This window comes from Sphingomonas glacialis (assembly GCF_006439055.1).
GTDB classification, from domain to species: Bacteria; Pseudomonadota; Alphaproteobacteria; order Sphingomonadales; family Sphingomonadaceae; genus Sphingomonas; species Sphingomonas glacialis_A.
In genome coordinates this window covers 25,567-42,465 of the sequence record NZ_RCZC01000009.1, presented here as the reverse complement: position 1 = coordinate 42,465, position 16,899 = coordinate 25,567, and the positions used below count along the sequence as shown (strand labels likewise).

Genomic DNA, 16,899 nt, shown 5'->3' with positions numbered 1-16,899 from the left:
GTTACCGCTGCTGAAACTTAGCGGGCGGTCGATCCGACCCCCGCAAGCCATACCCACCTCATCCTGCGGGGGGCGCCGGCGTCTGGATCCGCGCCTTGGGCAGCCCGTATAGAGTCGCCGTCGCGACGAGCATCGGCAGCGCCAGCACCAGGCAATAGGCTGGCCGCGACCAACCCTCGGCCATCAGCAGCCCGGCGAGATACGGGCCGACCACCGCGCCGATCCGCCCGCCGCCGAGCCCGATCCCGGTCCCCGTCGCGCGCGTTGCCGGCGAGAAGATGTTGGGCAGGATCGTGTAGAGGCAGGTGATCGAGGTGTTGAGGAAGAAGCCCGCGACGAACGCCGCGACGATCAGCGGCAGTGCCTGCGCCGGCACCGCGCCGAACGCGACGACTGCGCCGGCCATGCACACAAAGACGATCGTCGACAGGCGGCGCAGCCCGAAGCGGTTGGCGAACAGCCCGAACAGCAGGCACCCGAGCGCCCCGGCCAGATTCATCATCAGCGAGGCGTAGATGCCGATGCTGTCGCTGAAGCCCAATTGGCTGAGCATCTTCGGCGTCCAGCTGACGGTGAAATAGACCGTCGCCATCACCGACGCGTTGAGCAGCACGACGAGCAGCGTGGTGCCGAGCATTCGCCCGGTGAACAGGTCGGCCACGCGCGTCTGCTCGCCCGCCACGTTCGCGGTGGGGGCGGGCAGCGTATCGACCGGCGGCTGCTTGAGCCGGCGCAGCACCGCATTGACCTTGTCGAGCGCGCGCGCGGGCTGGCGCGCGACGAGGAACTGGATCGATTCGGGCAGCAATACCAGCGTGACCGGAATCAGCATCGCCGCGACGACGCCACCCAGCACGAACACCGACCGCCAGCCGAACGCTGCGATCAGCGGCACAGCAGCCAACCCGCCGAACGACGCGCCGAGCGGATAGCCGAGCGCCATCAGCGAGATCGAGAGGTTGCGACGGCGGGTCGAGGCATATTCGGCGACCACCGTATTGATGCCGGCGAGGATCCCGCCGATGCCGAGCCCGGTCAGCACGCGCGTCAGCACCAGTTCGGTCAGGTCACGCGTGAACGCCGACAGCAGCATCCCGACGGTCAGGATCGCGAGGCAGAAGACGATCGAAGGGCGCCGCCCGAGCTTGTCGCCGAGCGGGGAGATGGTGAAGGCGCCGATCCCCATCCCGGCAAGCCCGGCGCTGAACAGCCCGCCAACCTGCGCCGGCCCCAGCCCCCATTCGCGCGAGATCGCCGGCGCGGTGAAGGCGACCGCGAGCACGTCGAACCCGTCGAGCGCGCTGATCCCAACGCAAAGCGCGACCGCGCCGATCTGGAAGGCCGTCATCGGTCCGCGCGCGATCGCGTCCTGCGGGGTGCCGGGGATAGTCGCGCTGGCCAATTTGGGTCTCCTGCTCGTCCCCGTTCGATCGGGACGTGTTGGCAAGGGTGTAGAACCGCGCCGCCGCACGCGACCTATCGCAATTTCCGCCGCCCCTATGCCTGGGGCGGTATATCGAGCCGCCGCATCGCCATGCTGCTTTCCTGCGTCATCGCATGTTCGCGGAACAGCATTTCGACGCGCGTGGCGTCGCCACCTCGGAAGGCATCGGCGATCGCATGATGCTGGTGGTGGGCATAGCGCAGCAGTTCGACGATCTCGTCTTCGCGATGGTCCTCGAACGCGATCACCCCCGGCGCGGTGAACGGCACGACGTTGCACCGCGCGATCAGGTCGGCGAGCAGCGGGCTGGCGGCCTGCGCGATCACCGCGGCGTGCAGCCGGTCGTTCATTTCGCCATAGCGTTCCTCGAGCGCGTCGGTGAGGATGCCGGGCGCGAGCATTGCGTCGCCTTCATCGAGCAACGGCTGGAGTGCCGCCGCCATCGCGCCGCCCTGCCCCGCGATCACGATCGAGCGCGCGGCGAACCCTTCCATCAGCGCGCGCAGGTGCAGCGCCTCGAGGCTTTCCTGCCGCGTGAAGCGCCGCACCGCATAGCCGCGCCCGCCCGCCGGCGTAAGCAGGCCTTCGAGCGCGAGCGCGGGCAGCGCCTGGCGCACCGGCGTTCGCGACAGGCCGAGCCGCGCGGCGAGATCGACCTCGAGCACGCGCTCGCCCGGCTGCAGCACGCCGCGCAGGATCATCTCGCGGATGCGGATCAGGGCGGATTGCTGGGGTTGGTTCACGAAAGATCCCTTGTTGCTGGCGCGGTTGTACTGCCCCGACGATCGCCGCGCCACTGTACGCTTTGTATCCATTCGAGGCGGAATTGAGGAACATACTGCCGTGTTTGACAGTTTATGGATCCATTGATACCCTAATGCCATCAAGACACGGCAGCCAAGCCGTGCTTCCCGGTTCCGCCGAACAATCCAAGGAGAGGCCCGATGCGCGGCCAGATCATCGACGTGGAGGTCCGCGGTATTCGCCAGCTGACGCCGCGCATCCGCGAATATCTCCTGCAATCGGCCGACGGCGCTGCGCTGCCGCCTTATGCGCCGGGCGCGCATGTCGAACTGCACACCGAATCCCCGCTCAGCGGGCCGATCGTGCGCCACTATTCGCTCGTCGGCGGCACCGGACTTAAGGACGACCCCGCCGACCGCTATCGCATCGCCGTCCAGCGCGAGGATCGCCAGCGCGGATCGGCGCATATCCACGACACGTTCGAGATCGGCACCGCCTTGCGCATCTCGCGCCCCAAGAACAATTTCCTGCTCGACCGGCGCGACCGGCGCGTTCTGCTGATCGCCGGCGGGATCGGCATCACACCGATCTTCTCGATGCTGCGCAGCCTCGTTCGCCGCCGTCGCGATTTCGAGATGGTCTATGCCGGCCGCGAGCCCGACCGGCTCGCTTACGCCGAGGATTTCGCGGCGCTCGCCGGTTCCGCGGGGCGGCTGCATTTCAGCGGCCAGCCTGCGACCGATCATCTCGATCTGACGGCGTTGCTCGCACACCAGTCCGACGACACGACGGTCTATGTCTGCGGCCCCGGCCCGATGATCGAGGCGACCCACGCCGCCGCCGCCGCGCTCGGCTGGGCCCCCGAGCGGGTGCGCAGCGAACGCTTCGGCGCCGGGCCATCGGCCGACGACCGGCCGTTCGAGGTCGAGCTGCGCCGCAGCGGCCGCACCGTCCAGATCGGTCGCGACACCAGCATCCTCGATGCCCTCAATGCGCAGGGGCTCGACCTGCTGTCGGATTGCCGGCGCGGCGAATGCGGGCTGTGCCCGCTGCCGGTGCTCGACGGCGCGATCGACCATCGCGACCGCTATCTGTCCGACGCAGAACATGCCGCCGGCGACACGCTGTGCATCTGCGTCTCGCGCGCGGCGGGCGACCGCCTCGTCCTCGACGCCTGATCCGGAGACTGCCATGAACACGCTCACATCCATCAAGGCCGCGCCCTCGCCGCTCGAACTCGGCCGCTTCGCCGACGAAGCGACGCCGCTGATCCGCAATTGCTGGTATGTCGCCGGGTTCGCCGACGAGATCAGCCGCGACATCATCAGCCGCCGGCTGCTCGGGATCGACATCGCGTTGTATCGCACGCTCGCCGGCGAAGCGGTCGCGGTGCGCAATCGCTGCCCGCACCGCTCCTTCCCGCTCGCCAAGGGCAAGCTCGACGGCGATACGCTGGTGTGCGGCTATCACGGCATGCAGTTCGATCCGTCGGGGCGTTGCGTCAACATGCCGTCGATGCCGCTGGTGCCGACCAACGCCAACGTCCGCAGCTTCCCGCTCGCCGAGCGCGGGCCGATCGTGTGGATCTGGATGGGCGAGGCCGACCACGCCGACGAAGCGCTCGTCCCCGAGACGCCGTGGCTCGCCGATCCCGCGTGGAAGAGCGTGCGCGGGCAGTATCACATCAAGACCGATTACGTGACGATGCACGAGAATCTGCTCGACCAGACGCATTTCCCGTTCCTCCATCCCGGCACCGTCGGCACCCCCGAATATGCGCGCTCGAAGCTCGACGTGCGCCGCGACGGCGACGTGATCGTGATCGACCGCGCGCTGCGCGATGCGGCGCCGCCGGGGATTTACGGCGTGCCGATGCAGCTGATGGACAAGAAGGTCGATCGCTTTTCCGAGGCGCGCTTCGTCAGCCCGGCGCTCCACACCGCGTATGCCAGCGTCGTCGATCGCGCCGATGCGTCGGGCGAGCCCAAGACCTACCGCTTCAATATCACCCATCTGCTGACGCCCGAGACCAACGGCACGATCCACTATTGGTGGTTCAACACGCGCGACGAGCGGCTCGACGATGCTGAGGCCGACGCCTTCCTGCTCGCCGCGTCCGAGGCAGCCTATCTCGAGGATGTCGACGCGCTCGAATGGATTTCGGAGGTGATCACCTCGGACATCGAGCCGCAGTTCGACCTCAACTTCGCCGCCGACAAGCCCGGGCTGCTGATGCGCCGCGCCTTGTTCGAGCTGGCCGAGGCCGAAACCTCCCCTGCCCTCACTGCGAAGGACTGAACCATGGCACGCATCATCGGCGGCATCGGCACGTCGCACGTCCCCACGATCGGCGTCGCCTATGACAAGGGGCGGCAGGAGGATCCCGCCTGGGCGCCCTTGTTCGACGGCTACAAGCCCGTCGCCAAGTGGCTCGCGGAAAAGCAGCCCGACGTGCTGCTGTTCTTCTACAACGACCATGCGACGACGCTGTTCTTCGATCTCTACCCGACCTTCGCGTTAGGGGTCGGCGAACGCTTCCCCGTTGCCGACGAGGGCGCCGGACTGCGCGGGCTGCCCGACATTCGCGGCGACGTCGATTTCCAGGCGCATATCGGCGAGGCGCTGGTCAATGACGAGTTCGACATGGCGTTCTTCCAGAACAAGCCGATCGACCATGGCATCGCCTCGCCGCTTCCCTTGCTCTGGCCGCACGTCCCCGACTGGCCCGGCACGGTCGTGCCGATCGCGATCAACGTGCTGCAATATCCGCTGCCGACCGCGCGCCGCTGCTTCCGGCTCGGCCAGGCGGTGCGCCGCGCGGTCGAGAGCTATCCGGTCGATCTCAAGGTCGTCGTGGTCGGCACCGGCGGGCTGTCGCACCAGATCCACGGCGAGCGCACCGGCTTCAACAACACCGATTGGGATCACGAATTCCTCGAGACCTTCCGCGACAATCCCGAAGCCCTGACCGAGCTGCGCCACGCCGACTGGGTCCGCCTCGGCGGGGCCGAAAGCGTCGAGCAGATCATGTGGCTGGCGATGCGCGGCGCGCTCGCGCCCAAGCTGACCGAGGTGCACCGCAATTACTATCTGGCCACCACAACCGCGATGACCGTCGTGGCGTATGAAGAAGTCGCCGCTGATGCCTTGCCGGCACTCGAGAGCGAGCTGGTCTGATGTTCACGCAGAACCCCCAGACCGTCGGCATCGCCGAACTCACCGGCACCTATGTGTTCGACCTGCGCACCTGCAACCGCACGCTCGCCTTCAACCGCTTCTTCTGGAACATGATCCGCCCCGAGGCGCGCGAGGCGTTCTGGGCCGATGAGGAAGCCGCGATGCAGGCGGCCGGCCTCAACCCCGAGGAACAGGCGCTGGTCCGCGCGCGCGATTGGCTCGGCATCGTCCAGTACGGCGTCAATTTCTTCGTGCTCGAGAAATGGGCGCGCGTCGTCAAGACCACCAACCTCGAAGTCTACGCGATCATGCGCGGCGAGAGCTTCGAGGATTTCATGAACACCCGGCAAGTGCCCAGCTCGCGCTGAGCCTGCCGCTGCCCAAAGGACAGGATCCGCCATGAAGACGCCAACCTTCCCGATGAACGCCTGGTACGTCGCCGCGTGGGACGCCGAAGTCGGCCGCAGCCTGCTGCAGCGCACCGTCTGCAACCGCAAGCTCGTGCTCTACCGCAAGCAGGACGGCACCCCCGCCGCGCTCGTGAATGCCTGCTGGCACCGCCTCGTCCCGCTGTCGATCGGCAGCCTGAACGGGGATTCGGTGCGCTGCGGCTATCACGGGCTCGAATTCGGCGCGAACGGCCGCTGCACGCACATGCCCTCGCAGGAGACGATCAATCCGTCGGCGGCGGTGCGCGCCTTCCCGGTGGTCGAGCGGCACCGCTTCATCTGGGTGTGGCCGGGCGACCCCGCGCTCGCCGACGCCGCGCTGATCCCGCCGCTCCCTTGGGCGGACGATCCCGAATGGGCCGGCGACGGCCGGATGACCGAGGTCAAGGCCGACTACCGGCTGGTGATCGACAATCTGATGGACCTGACGCACGAGACCTATGTCCATTCGACCAGCATCGGCAACGCCGCGCTCGCCGAGGCGCCGTTCGACGCGTTCCACGGCGATCGCACCGCACGCGTCGAGCGCTGGGTGATGAACGAGGAAGCGCCGCCCTTTTGGGCGGGGCAGCTCGGCCATGCCGGCAAGGCCGATCGCTGGCAGATCATCAATTTCCTCGCACCCTCGACCATCTATCTCGAGGTCGGCGTGGCGCCGGCCGGAACGGGCGCCCGCGACGGCGACCGGTCGCAGGGCGTCGACATGCGCGTCATCCACATCCCGACACCGTCGACCGACAAGACCTGCTATTATTTCTGGTCGCATTTGCGCAATTACCGCGTCCACGACCAGGGCGCGACGCGGCGCGTGCTCGATGCCGGCGGCGGCATCCTGCTCGAGGACGAGGTCGTGATCGAGGCGCAGCAGCGCGCGATCGACGAGAATCCTGATCACGTCTTCTACAATCTCAACATCGATGCCGGATCGATGTGGGCCCGCCGCGCGATCGACACAATGATCGCCGCCGAGACCGTCGCCCCGCTCGCGGTGGCGGCGGAATGAGCGTTGCCGACCAGGGCTGGCTGCCCGCCGAGCTGGTCGCGACGCGCGACCTGACGCCGACGATCCGCGAATTCACCATCGCGACCGGGCAGGCGCTGACCTGTCCGCCGGGCTCGCACCTGCGGGTCCGCATCGCCGCCGCCGGGCGCGACGATTTCCGCTCTTACTCGGTCGTCGGCCATGCTGCCGGGACAGTGCGCATTGCGGTCAAGCGCCAGCCCGAAAGCCGCGGCGGATCGGCGCATATGTGGTCGCTCAACCCGGGCGCGAGCCTTGAGATCGCGCCGCCGCGCTGCGATTTTCCGCTCACCGCGGGCGCCGCGCACTATCTGCTCGTCGCCGGCGGCGTCGGCATCACGCCGATGGTGGCAATGGCCGAGCAGCTCGTGCGGCGCGGGGCGTCGCTGCGGATGGTCTATGCCGCGCGCAGCGCCGATGAATTAGCGTATCGCGACGAGTTGCAGGCGCTGCTCGGCGAGCGGCTCGCGCTGTTCGCCGCCGATGCCGGCGAGACGCTCGACATCGCCGCCGAGATCGACACGCTCCCCGCCGACGCCGAACTCTATATGTGCGGTCCGCTCGGGCTGATGGAGGCGGTGCGCCGCGCCTGGGACGATGCCGGCCGGCCGCGCGCCGGCTTGCGCTACGAAACCTTTGGATCGAGCGGAAAATTCGCCGCGCAGGCGTTCACCGTGAAAGTCCCGCGGCTCGCCGTCGAAGTGCTGGTGCGCGAGAACGAATCGATGCTCGACGCGTTGGAAAATGCAGGTGTCGGTGTCGTGTTCGAATGCCGGCGCGGCGAATGCGGCCTGTGTGCGGTCGACATCGTCGCAACCGATGGCGACGTCGATCACCGCGACGTCTTCTTCAGTGCGCGCCAGCACGCCGAGAACCGGCGGATGTGCGTGTGCGTGTCGCGCATCGCCAATGGCAGCGTGACGATCGATCCCGCGTGGCGTGGCGACGACGCCTTCGTCGCGGCCTGAACGACCCAATTTCCACAAGGAGACCAAGCATGAGCGGCAATCGTGGCGTAGTCTATCTCGAACCCGGCAAGGTCGAGATCCAGAACATCGCGGATCCCAAGTTCGAGGATCCGCGCGGCAACCGCATCGACCATGCGGTGATCCTCAAGATCGTCTCGACCAACATCTGCGGCTCGGACCAGCACATGGTGCGCGGCCGCACCACCGCGCCGTCCGGGCTGGTGCTTGGCCACGAGATCACCGGCGAAGTGATCGAGAAGGGCCCCGACGTCGAGATGCTCGAGGTTGGCGATCTCGTCTCGGTGCCGTTCAACGTCGCCTGCGGCCGCTGCCGCACCTGCCGCCACGGCGACACCGGCGTGTGCCTGACGGTCAATGAAGGCCGCGCCGGGGGCGCGTATGGCTATGTCGACATGGGCGGCTGGATCGGCGGCCAGGCCGGCTACGTCATGGTGCCCTATGCCGACTTCAACCTGCTGAAATTCCCCGATCGCGACCGCGCGATGTCGAAGATTCGCGACCTGACGATGCTCACAGACATCCTGCCGACCGGCTTCCATGGTGCGCTCAACGCCGGCGTCGGGGTCGGCTCGACCGTCTATGTCGCGGGCGCCGGCCCGGTCGGGCTCGCCGCGGCGGCATCGGCACGACTGCTCGGCGCGGCGGTCGTCATGATCGGCGATTTCAACCCCGCGCGTCTCGAACATGCCAAGAAGGTCGGCTTCGAACCGATCGACCTGGCGAGCCATGACCGGCTCGGCGACCTGGTCGAAGCGGTGATCGGCGTGCCCGAAGTCGATGGCGCGATCGACGCGGTCGGGTTCGAGGCGGTCGGCCACGGCGGCGGCGAACAGCCCGCGATCGTGCTCAACCAGATGATGGAAGTGACGCGCGCGGCGGGGTCGATCGGCGTCCCCGGCCTCTACGTCACCGAGGATCCGGGCGCGCACGAACAAGCCGCCAAGACCGGGAATCTCAGCCTGCGGCTCGGGCTCGGCTGGGCCAAGTCGCACAGCTTCCACACCGGCCAGACCCCGGTGCTCAAGTATAACCGCCAGCTGATGATGGCGCTGCTCCACGATCGCCTGCCGATCGCCGACATCGTCAACGCCAAGGTGATCTCGCTAGACGAAGCGCCCGCGGCGTATCAGCAGTTCGACGAAGGCGTCGCCGCCAAGTTCGTGATCGACCCGCACGGGATGATCCCGGCCTGAGCGCACGATGACGCGCTATCTCGAACAGCGGCTGAAGATCCGCCATCTTCGGGTCATCGACGCGTTGGAGGAGCATAAGAGCCTCCTCCGCGCGTCGCAGGCGCTGCGCGTCAGCCAGCCCGCGCTCAGCCGCACGCTGCAGGAAGTCGAGGAGATCGTCGGCGGCGAGCTGTTCGAACGCCACCCGCGCGGCGTGCGGCCCAATGCGATGGGGCTGCTGATCGCCAGCCGCGCGCGCACGTTGCTCCACACGATCCGCGAGATGGAGACCGACCTCGACGCGATGCGCGACGGGCAGAAGCGCTCGATCCGCGTCGGCGTGCTGCCTGTCGCCGCGCACGGGCTGCTCCCCGCGGTGCTCGCGCACGCCAATAGCGAGGCGGCGCATCTCAGCTTCGAGGTAATCGAAGGCCGCAACGACCAGCTCACCCCGGCCCTGCTCTCGGGCGAGATCGATGTCGTGCTCGGCCGGCTCTATCCCCCCGAACTGCCCGACGAGCTGACCCGGCGCGTGCTGTACCACGAGCCGATCTCGCTGATCGCGCGCGCCGACCATCCGCTGTTCGAGCGCGCCACGCTGACGCCCGCCGACATCCAGCGTTATCCGATCATCCTGCCCGCAGTGGCGACGCGGATGGAGCGCGACGTCAGCGACCTGCTCGCGACGATCGACCTCCAGCCCGACCGGAGCATCCAGTCGAGTTCGGTTGGCTTCATGCGTGAGCTGTTGCTCAGCGGAAACTTTGTATCGGCGATCCCGCGCATCCTCGTCGCCGGCGATCTCGCGCGCGACACGCTGCGCATCCTGCCGATCGCGCTGCCGCCGGGCGAGCGCCCGGCGGGGATGATCTATCGCGGCGCGTTGAGCGAGGCGGGTACGCTGCTGCTCTCCGAAGTGGCGGGCGAGCTTGCCCGACTGGCCGAGAGCGACATCGTCGAGATTGCCGAGAGGAATTAGGGTGCGGCCGCGGCGGGGGGATGATCTGTTCGTCGCCGCGGCGGAGGCCAGGGCCGATCGGAGGCTTGGCGTATGGCCCGTCCCAGACGTGAGCGGCCCCGGCCGGGGCGACGATTGTGCGCGAGGTCTGTTTCCAGCAATAACCGCCATCCCCGTCCAGCCCCGCCCTGGAAGCCCCGCCGCTAAAAGCGAAAATCACTCCACAGCCCGAAATAGTCCGAACTCCGCCCGCCGCCGCGCTCGAAGCCCTCGCTCGCGTTGAAATGGGTGTAGAACAGCCGGAAGCTGATGTTCTTGGTGAAGATATAGTCGCCCTGCAGATTGTAGTTGGTGCCGACGAAGCGCCCCTTGCCGACCGGGCGGATCAGCGGGAAGTTGGTCGGCCCGGCATAGACGCCGTCGCCCGCGGTCTGCCGCCAGAAGAAGTCGGGCCCGGCGACCACCACCAGCCGCTTGGCCGGCTTGAGCGTTACGCTGGGGAACACGTCGATCAAATTGGAGAAATTGAGCCAGCCCGCGTCGCTGTACAAGGGCGTGCGCGGGAACGGCGGCGCGAAGGTCTGGATCGTTCCGTCGGCGGCATTGTTGTCGCCGCTGAAGACGTTCGCTCGCACGCCGAGCCGCGGCGCCGCGGGTCCGCTCGGCAGCGTATAGCCGCCCTCGAGCAGCACGCCCCAGGCACGGATCCGCTCGCCCGCAAAGCTTCCGGTCTGGTAGGTCCCCTCGGCATCGTAGTCGAAACCGTCGGTGCGACCGGCGAAGCGCACGCCCCAGCTGCGCCGGCTCTCGGTGCCGATCTTGGTGACGTAGCGCGCATTCTCGCGGTAGAGATCGTAATAGAACAGGTCGACGCCAAGGCTCGGCACCAGCAGCGACGGTGCGGTGGCGATATAGACGCCGTTGAAGTGGCGCGTCTTCTCGGGCGCATCATCGAACGCGCCGGGCGTGAAGGTGACGGGCTTCACCGCGAAGGCGTCGATCCGCACCACGCCGCGGTTGATGTAGGTGCCGCGGATCCCCTGGTAGATATAGCGCACGTTGACGCCGTCGCGCAGCCCGACCTGCTTGCCGTTGCCGATCGGCATCTCGAACCGGCCCGGTCGCAGCGTGACCTTCGAATTGGCGGTCAGCGGCACGGTCACGTCGACGAACGCCTGCATGATATCGGCGGCGTCGCGGTTGGGCGGAGTCGCGAACGTGTCGAAGAACTCGCGATTGTCGCCCAGCTCGACGAACGCGCGCAGATCGGCGCCGATGCGCAGATCGCCGACCAGGCGCAGCCGCTGCTGCAGGGTCGACAGCGTGTCCTTGCCCTTCGCGCCCAAGTTGAGCGCGCTGAAATAGGTGTAATTGTAGCGGATCTCGCCACCGATCGAGAGGAAGCTGCGCGGATCGCTGCCAAGGGGAATGTAGCGCAGTGCCTCGAGCGGCGAGGTGCGCTTCGACGGGTCGGCGAGGAACGACCAGTCCTCGGTCCAGCGCAACCCTTGCGGAACCCCCGGCGGCCCGAGGGTGCCGCCGGGCACCGGTTCGGGTATCGGCGTGCCGGGCGCGCCGGGCACGGGCGGTGGCGCACCGACGAGCAGCGGCGCGTCGCGCTGGCGCGGGAGCTGCGCCGCCGCGGCATCTTCGGTCGTGGCGGGATCGGCCCGATCCGCGACCGTGCCGGGCGGCGTCGGTTCGGCAAGCGCCGGCGTAGCGAACGCAAACAGGGTACAGGCGATCACGCCGCGACCCATCGGGGATCGGCGCGCGCGGTGGCGCGGGAATGTCGGCAAACGGGCTCTCCTGTCGAGGCCTGGGCGACCTTCTCGGTTGGCGGACCATTCCGCGTCCTGTGGAGCTATCGTGCTGATCCGCCTGCGGCTTATGCTTTTACCGGGCGGCGCTATCAGCGGCGGTGATAGGCACGCCATGCCAGATCGGCATAGCGCGGCAGAACTCTTGCATAAGACGCGCCTGCCCGTGTCGCCTACACCGGTCTGGTGGCGTGAATTCGTGGGGGGCTCGACGTGCGCGAAAACATTCTCTTTCTTCCGGGCCTGCTGTGCGACGAGGTGGTCTGGCGGCATCAGACCGCGGCGCTCGGGGCGCGCTACGATGTCGTCGTCGCGCGATTGACCGACTTTGCGTCGATCACTGCGATGGCGCAGGCCGCGCTCGCGCTCGCACCCGGCAGCCTTTCGGTCGTCGGACATTCGATGGGTGCGCGCGTCGCGCTCGAGATGGTTCGCCTCGCGCCCGATAGGATCGCGCGGCTCGCCTTGCTCGATACCGGGGTCCATCCCGTCGGCGCTGCCGAGCCCGGACGCCGCCAGCAGATGATCGATCTGGCCGAGACCAAGGGCATGGCCGCGCTCGCCGACCGTTGGCTGCCGCCGATGGTGATGGCAGGCGCGCTCGAGCGCGATCCGGCGCTCGATGCGACGCTGCGGGCGATGGTGGAGCGGATGTCACCAGAGATCCACGGCCGCCAGATCGCCGCGTTGCTCGGCCGGCGCGATGCCGCCCCGCTGCTCGCGACGATCCGGTGTCCGGTGCTCGTCGGGGTGGGACGGCACGACGCGTGGAGCCCGCCCGAGCAGCACGCCGCAATCGTCGCTGCGATCCCGCGGGCGCGCTATGTCATCTTCGAGGAGAGCGGCCATATGGCGCCGATGGAGGCGCCCGAGGCTGTCACCGCAGCGCTGAGCGAATGGATGCTGCAGTCGGCAGGGGAAACCGTATGACTCATGACGAACGCCAAACCATCGAGATCGCGTGCGAACGGCTGATCCGCCAGTTCGCGCTGCTCAACGATTCGCACGACCATGCCGCCCTCGCCGCGCTTTTCACCGAAGACGGCAGCTTCGCGCGTCCGACCAATCCCGACGAACCGATCGAAGGCCGCGCGGCGATCCATGCATTCTTCCGCGACCGTCCGGCGCGCACGACGCGCCATCTGATGTCGAACATCGTCGTCGATGTCACATCCGCGACGCAGGCGTGCGCGCACAGCTATGTCCTGCTGATCACCGGCGAACGCGGCGAAAAGATGCTGGTCGGCGATTTCCATGACGTCTTCGCATTCGACGAAGGCGCGTGGAAGTTCGCACGCCGGCGCGGTTCGCTGGCCTTCGCGCAATAGCGATCGTACCCGCGCCCGAGGAGGCGATCTGTCTCGTCATTTGCCACCGCGTATCTCGTTTGGCTCGTTCGCGAACTTCAGGCTTTGTTTGCGACAGTGTGATGGTGATCATCGCAGGAGCTTTGGGGATCCGGCAAGAACTTGGCACGATCGTTCCGCCGACAGTCCTCCCTGCCCGCTTTCCTTCGCCCACTGATCCTCCATGAGGCGAGATTGACCGCGATTGAAGTTCGCATTCTGCACGAACTGGTCGAATGCGTCGGTTGGCCCGTTGAATCGTGTCGCGATGTAGGGACCGCCTTCATCGATTGATCGCCGATCGGAGCCGCCAGCCTGAACCTGGGCTACGCGGGATCGCACTTGCGCGTCCGCACGCGTGAGGGTCCCCGAAACCCTGCGCGTTCGTCCGCATCGTCGATCTGATATTCGTAGCCATTGCGGATTTCGCGATGGAACGGAACTGCCGTCGTCGACGACCCGGCGGGCAAAACCGCGGACGATGTCGTCGAGCGCTTTGCTCGCCCGGCGGGGGCAGTGATTACGGGGCTATGGCGGCAAGGTCGGTACCGGCCGCGACAAGTTCGAGGCGCTGCGGCACCGTGCCGATGTCGATCCCCGCCGCCCGGAATTGGTCGAGCAAGGTCATCAACACCGTGCTGCGCGCCGCATAGACGGCGCGTTGATTGGCGACGTGGCCGAAGCAGTTGAACTCGATGCGGCCCTCGGTCAGCCCATCGATGAAGACCTTGGGGGCAGGCTCGTCGAGCACGGCGGAATCGCTCGCAAAGGCGTCCTGCACCATCCCCCTGACCTTGCTCGCATCGGTATCGAGCGGCACCGAGAATTTGATCTGGATGCGCCCCAGCGGACCCGCCATCGTCTTGTTGAGTACGGACTTGGTGATCAACTCGGAATTGGGGACGATCAGCGTCGAATGATCGGCCAGCTCGATCTCGGTCGAGCGCACGCTGATGCGCTTCACGTCGCCCTCGTCGTTGCCGACGCGGACGAGATCCCCGATCTTGATCGGGCGCTCGGCCAACAGGATCAGACCCGACACGAAATTTTGGGTGATCGCCTGAAGCCCGAATCCGATGCCCACCGACAAGGCCGAGAGCAGCAGCGCGACGTGCTCGATCCCGATCCCAAGCGAGGCGAGCGCCCAGATGAAGGCGATCGCGATCGCGACATAGCGCGCCACCAGGCTGACCGAGTTGCGGCCGCTCCCGTCGAGATCAGTGATCGGCAGATAGCGGTTTTCGAGCCACCCCATGAAGGCGCGGGTGAGGCCTAGGCCAATGGCGAGCACGACGGCTCCCCGCACGATCGTTGCCGGCGAAATCGAGACACCGCCCACCTCAATGCCCTGCGCGAGCACTCCGAGGCGTCCAAAAACGGCGCCGAGACCACCGCTGCCGCCGAACGGCGACACCAGCATGCCGAGCGCGACGCACACCAGCACCAGTCGCAGGAACGCCGAAAGCAGCACCCCGAACTGGTCGACGACGCTGCCGCGCACCCTGAGCGCGCGAGTCAGCATGACGCCGAGCCGGCTCGACCGCGTGAAGGCGCTCGTCGCGACGTCGTCGACCGCGGCGGTCATGAGGTACAAGGTGGCACTGAGGATCGCCGCCCAGGCGATCAGCTGCGCGGTGAACAGACTGAACGCGATATAGCCCATCACCAACGCGATCGACGCGATCACGATGAGCATCCACACGACCAGCAACACGATACCGATACCGGCACTGGCAGTCGTGCTGGCAGCATCGTCGTATTCGGATCGCGCCGCGCGCAGGCGGCCGAGCACCAACAGGAATGTCGCGATCAGCAGCAGGTGCAGCACGGCGATGAGCGTCTGGCTGGCGACCTGAGCCGCCTGGCTCGCGCCGATCGCCATGTCGAATGCGGAGAGCAGGATCGTGACGAACGACAGTGCCGCCAGAATCCAGGTGAGCGGCCTCATCCGCGCGGCAGTCTCGTCGTCGATCGCGGCAATCCGCCACGAGGGCTGCCGCCGCATGAGCAGCGCCCCGCTGACCGCGGCGGTAAACGCACTGAAGCCCGTCGCGAGCACGACGGCATCGCCCATGCCGTTCCACCGCGCCGGGAGCAGCCCCGACCAGCGCAAGCCTTGCGTTACTATCATCGCGGCGAGGAGCGGGCACAGCGTTCCCACGATCACGCGCCACAAGGCGTTGGCCGACCGCCGCACGCGCCGCCCTGGCGCGCCCTCGACCAGAACCTTTTGGCCGAGCGCCCGTGCCCAGATCCGCAGGGGTACGAAAAACACGAAGCCGAAGACCGCTCCGAGCAGCGCCTGCCACGGCACGGCATCGCGCGCGCTGCCGATCTGATCGATGCCCTGCGAGAGGAACAGGCCAATCCGCTTGATGTCGCGCGGGAGCGACGCCAGCAATGCTTTCCAGAATGCAGGTCCCAGCGGAGAGGCCGCCTGCGCCGAAATCTTCTCGTTGAACTGTTGTTCGCGACTTTGCTCGATTTCATCGACAAGCTGTTGCGCTTCGATGCTGGCGAGCCCGGCCCGCTTCGACGTGGCGTCGAGTGCCGAGCGCTGTTGCGTCAGGACCATGCGCTGCGCCTTGATGTCGGGCGCTTCGGTCACGCCCGCTGCGGGCGGTCCAAGCCCCGCGAGTCGCGCATCGAGTAGCGTGATCTGCTCGTCCAACCCGTCGCCAACGTCCTTTGCGACCTGCTGTGCGGCCAGCGCACGACTGCGAAGGGACTTTTGCGCGTCCGCGTCGACGCGTCCGTCGAGCGCGCGATCGATCGCGCGCAACTCGGTCTCGGTTCCCGCCAGCTGGGTTGAGAGCGGTGCGGCAGGCGTTTGAGCGACCGATGGCGCTGCGATCAATAGCGATAGGGCGAGCGCGCCCAGCAGTCGTTTGCTCATAAGATATCCGCCCGAACAATAAGCCAGCCCTGCTCGTCTGGAGCGAAGGACGCTAGCGAATTATCTGGTCCGGATCCTTCCGCCCTACGCGAGCGCTTGAAGGCGAGATTAAGGAATGTCTGGTCTCAGGGACGCGCTACAAAAAGGTGAACGGTGGGTAATGGGTCTTTTTGGCGTAAAAAGGGCCTGACCCGTCCGCCCCATGCCGAGTTGATGGGTAGCGGCAGAGACGAGTCAAGATCTAGACGAGCGATATCGATCGTTCGATGAAACCCGATAACAAGGTGCTTGCGACGGCGCGCGCTTCCGGGCCGAGCGCCTCGTCAGGGAGTTCACCGGCGCTCCAGAATGACAAGGCGCCGCGAAACCCTAAGGCGAGTTGCCTTGGCAGGCGGTCCAACGCATGCGTCCGGTAGGTCTCCGGGATACTTTCGCCTGCGCCCAGCGCCAGCGTCCACAAAGCGGTAGAGCGCGCCCAGGCGTGACCAACAGCCCCCCCCGTCGTGCCGATCCAGCTCATCACGGCACGGTTCACGCCCGGCTCCTCCAGCATCACCGCGACCGCTGTGTCGACCGCGAGCATCACGCGGGATGCAGTATCAGCCGGGAGCCGCGCCTCGGCGAAGCGCCGTTTCATCGTGTCCGTCCGGCGTTCGGATAGGGCATGCATGATCGCCCCCTTGCTGCCGAAATGATTGAAGGGCGTGGCGAAGCTGACGCCGGCTTCGGCGGCAAGGTCGCGCATGGAGAAATCGGCTTTGCCCTTACGGAGCAGCCGTTCCCCGGCGTCGATCACGCGCTGGCGCACGGGCTCACCGCGGCCAGTAATCTTTGTCTGTGACTTGTCCTGCACCATCTCGCGATCTATATCATGATATACACA

Annotated in this window: 16 protein-coding genes; 10 read left to right on the top strand and 6 right to left on the bottom strand. The window is 67.1% G+C overall.

Annotation, left to right across the window (positions count from 1 at the left end; all coding sequences use genetic code 11):
• Nucleotides 1-58: 58 nt before the first annotated feature.
• Together EAH76_RS20600 and EAH76_RS20595 are read right to left on the bottom strand one after the other, a co-directional pair.
• Entirely contained in the window at nucleotides 59-1,402 is a 1,344-nt protein-coding gene (locus EAH76_RS20600; RefSeq protein WP_140852154.1) for an MFS transporter, read from the bottom strand.
• 95 nt (nucleotides 1,403-1,497) lie between these two features.
• Nucleotides 1,498-2,187, bottom strand: a complete 690-nt coding sequence (locus EAH76_RS20595; protein ID WP_206667916.1) for a GntR family transcriptional regulator — start codon at nucleotides 2,185-2,187, stop codon at nucleotides 1,498-1,500.
• A gap of 201 nt (nucleotides 2,188-2,388) precedes the next feature.
• Between EAH76_RS20595 and EAH76_RS20590 the strand changes: the two genes are divergently transcribed.
• From EAH76_RS20590 to EAH76_RS20555, 8 genes are read left to right on the top strand one after another with little or no spacing between them, the layout of a single operon-like run.
• Complete coding sequence (locus EAH76_RS20590) at nucleotides 2,389-3,366, top strand: PDR/VanB family oxidoreductase (protein ID WP_140852152.1); 978 nt, start codon at nucleotides 2,389-2,391, stop codon at nucleotides 3,364-3,366.
• Nucleotides 3,367-3,379: 13 nt separating this feature from the next.
• A complete protein-coding gene (locus EAH76_RS20585) occupies nucleotides 3,380-4,486 on the top strand; it encodes an aromatic ring-hydroxylating dioxygenase subunit alpha (RefSeq protein ID WP_140852151.1) in 1,107 nt (368 codons plus the stop codon).
• A gap of 3 nt (nucleotides 4,487-4,489) precedes the next feature.
• Entirely contained in the window at nucleotides 4,490-5,365 is an 876-nt protein-coding gene (locus EAH76_RS20580; RefSeq protein WP_140852150.1) for a gallate dioxygenase, read from the top strand.
• Nucleotides 5,365-5,733 carry a protocatechuate 3,4-dioxygenase gene (locus EAH76_RS20575; RefSeq protein WP_140852149.1) on the top strand — a complete coding sequence of 123 codons (369 nt, stop codon included), beginning with the start codon at nucleotides 5,365-5,367 and terminating at the stop codon, nucleotides 5,731-5,733. The genes EAH76_RS20580 and EAH76_RS20575 overlap by 1 nt, the downstream gene beginning before the upstream one ends.
• A gap of 31 nt (nucleotides 5,734-5,764) precedes the next feature.
• On the top strand, nucleotides 5,765-6,817 hold the full coding sequence (locus EAH76_RS20570; RefSeq protein ID WP_140852148.1) for an aromatic ring-hydroxylating dioxygenase subunit alpha: 1,053 nt from the start codon (nucleotides 5,765-5,767) through the stop codon (nucleotides 6,815-6,817).
• Entirely contained in the window at nucleotides 6,814-7,803 is a 990-nt protein-coding gene (locus EAH76_RS20565; RefSeq protein ID WP_140852147.1) for a PDR/VanB family oxidoreductase, read from the top strand. The genes EAH76_RS20570 and EAH76_RS20565 overlap by 4 nt, the downstream gene beginning before the upstream one ends.
• A gap of 29 nt (nucleotides 7,804-7,832) precedes the next feature.
• Nucleotides 7,833-9,017 carry a formaldehyde dehydrogenase, glutathione-independent gene (gene fdhA, locus EAH76_RS20560; RefSeq protein WP_140852146.1) on the top strand — a complete coding sequence of 395 codons (1,185 nt, stop codon included), beginning with the start codon at nucleotides 7,833-7,835 and terminating at the stop codon, nucleotides 9,015-9,017.
• Between the two features lie 7 nt (nucleotides 9,018-9,024).
• On the top strand, nucleotides 9,025-9,975 hold the full coding sequence (locus tag EAH76_RS20555; RefSeq protein ID WP_140852145.1) for a LysR substrate-binding domain-containing protein: 951 nt from the start codon (nucleotides 9,025-9,027) through the stop codon (nucleotides 9,973-9,975).
• Nucleotides 9,976-10,157: 182 nt separating this feature from the next.
• Here the strand turns inward: EAH76_RS20555 and EAH76_RS20550 are convergent, their stop codons facing one another.
• Nucleotides 10,158-11,702 (bottom strand): alginate export family protein, encoded by a 1,545-nt coding sequence (locus EAH76_RS20550; protein ID WP_140852144.1) that lies wholly within the window; start codon nucleotides 11,700-11,702, stop codon nucleotides 10,158-10,160.
• A gap of 285 nt (nucleotides 11,703-11,987) precedes the next feature.
• On the opposite strand from EAH76_RS20550, the gene EAH76_RS20545 reads away from it, so the two are divergent.
• Both EAH76_RS20545 and EAH76_RS20540 read left to right on the top strand, forming a co-directional pair.
• Nucleotides 11,988-12,704 carry an alpha/beta fold hydrolase gene (locus EAH76_RS20545; protein WP_241659814.1) on the top strand — a complete coding sequence of 239 codons (717 nt, stop codon included), beginning with the start codon at nucleotides 11,988-11,990 and terminating at the stop codon, nucleotides 12,702-12,704.
• Nucleotides 12,701-13,102, top strand: a complete 402-nt coding sequence (locus tag EAH76_RS20540; protein ID WP_194151055.1) for a nuclear transport factor 2 family protein — start codon at nucleotides 12,701-12,703, stop codon at nucleotides 13,100-13,102. The genes EAH76_RS20545 and EAH76_RS20540 overlap by 4 nt, the downstream gene beginning before the upstream one ends.
• Nucleotides 13,103-13,210: 108 nt before the next feature.
• On the opposite strand, the gene EAH76_RS24890 is transcribed toward EAH76_RS20540, so the two are convergent.
• From EAH76_RS24890 to EAH76_RS20525, 3 genes are all read right to left on the bottom strand, one after another.
• Entirely contained in the window at nucleotides 13,211-13,528 is a 318-nt protein-coding gene (locus tag EAH76_RS24890) for a DNA/RNA non-specific endonuclease (RefSeq protein ID WP_431358006.1), read from the bottom strand.
• A 112-nt stretch (nucleotides 13,529-13,640) separates the two neighbouring features.
• Entirely contained in the window at nucleotides 13,641-16,016 is a 2,376-nt protein-coding gene (locus EAH76_RS20530) for a DUF3772 domain-containing protein (protein ID WP_140852141.1), read from the bottom strand.
• Nucleotides 16,017-16,257: 241 nt separating this feature from the next.
• Nucleotides 16,258-16,872: a TetR/AcrR family transcriptional regulator gene (locus EAH76_RS20525; protein ID WP_140852140.1), complete on the bottom strand. Its 615-nt coding sequence runs from the start codon at nucleotides 16,870-16,872 to the stop codon at nucleotides 16,258-16,260.
• Between the last annotated feature and the right edge of the window lie 27 nt (nucleotides 16,873-16,899).

Coding starts and splice junctions, on each gene's coding strand:
- EAH76_RS20525 (WP_140852140.1), bottom strand. CDS start 16,872: ATGGTGCAGGACAAGTCACAGACAAAGATTACTGGCCGCGGTGAGCCC.
- EAH76_RS20530 (WP_140852141.1), bottom strand. CDS start 16,016: ATGAGCAAACGACTGCTGGGCGCGCTCGCCCTATCGCTATTGATCGCA.
- EAH76_RS20570 (WP_140852148.1), top strand. CDS start 5,765: ATGAAGACGCCAACCTTCCCGATGAACGCCTGGTACGTCGCCGCGTGG.
- EAH76_RS20575 (WP_140852149.1), top strand. CDS start 5,365: ATGTTCACGCAGAACCCCCAGACCGTCGGCATCGCCGAACTCACCGGC.
- EAH76_RS20580 (WP_140852150.1), top strand. CDS start 4,490: ATGGCACGCATCATCGGCGGCATCGGCACGTCGCACGTCCCCACGATC.
- fdhA (WP_140852146.1), top strand. CDS start 7,833: ATGAGCGGCAATCGTGGCGTAGTCTATCTCGAACCCGGCAAGGTCGAG.
- EAH76_RS20555 (WP_140852145.1), top strand. CDS start 9,025: ATGACGCGCTATCTCGAACAGCGGCTGAAGATCCGCCATCTTCGGGTC.
- EAH76_RS20590 (WP_140852152.1), top strand. CDS start 2,389: ATGCGCGGCCAGATCATCGACGTGGAGGTCCGCGGTATTCGCCAGCTG.
- EAH76_RS20585 (WP_140852151.1), top strand. CDS start 3,380: ATGAACACGCTCACATCCATCAAGGCCGCGCCCTCGCCGCTCGAACTC.
- EAH76_RS20540 (WP_194151055.1), top strand. CDS start 12,701: ATGACTCATGACGAACGCCAAACCATCGAGATCGCGTGCGAACGGCTG.
- EAH76_RS20565 (WP_140852147.1), top strand. CDS start 6,814: ATGAGCGTTGCCGACCAGGGCTGGCTGCCCGCCGAGCTGGTCGCGACG.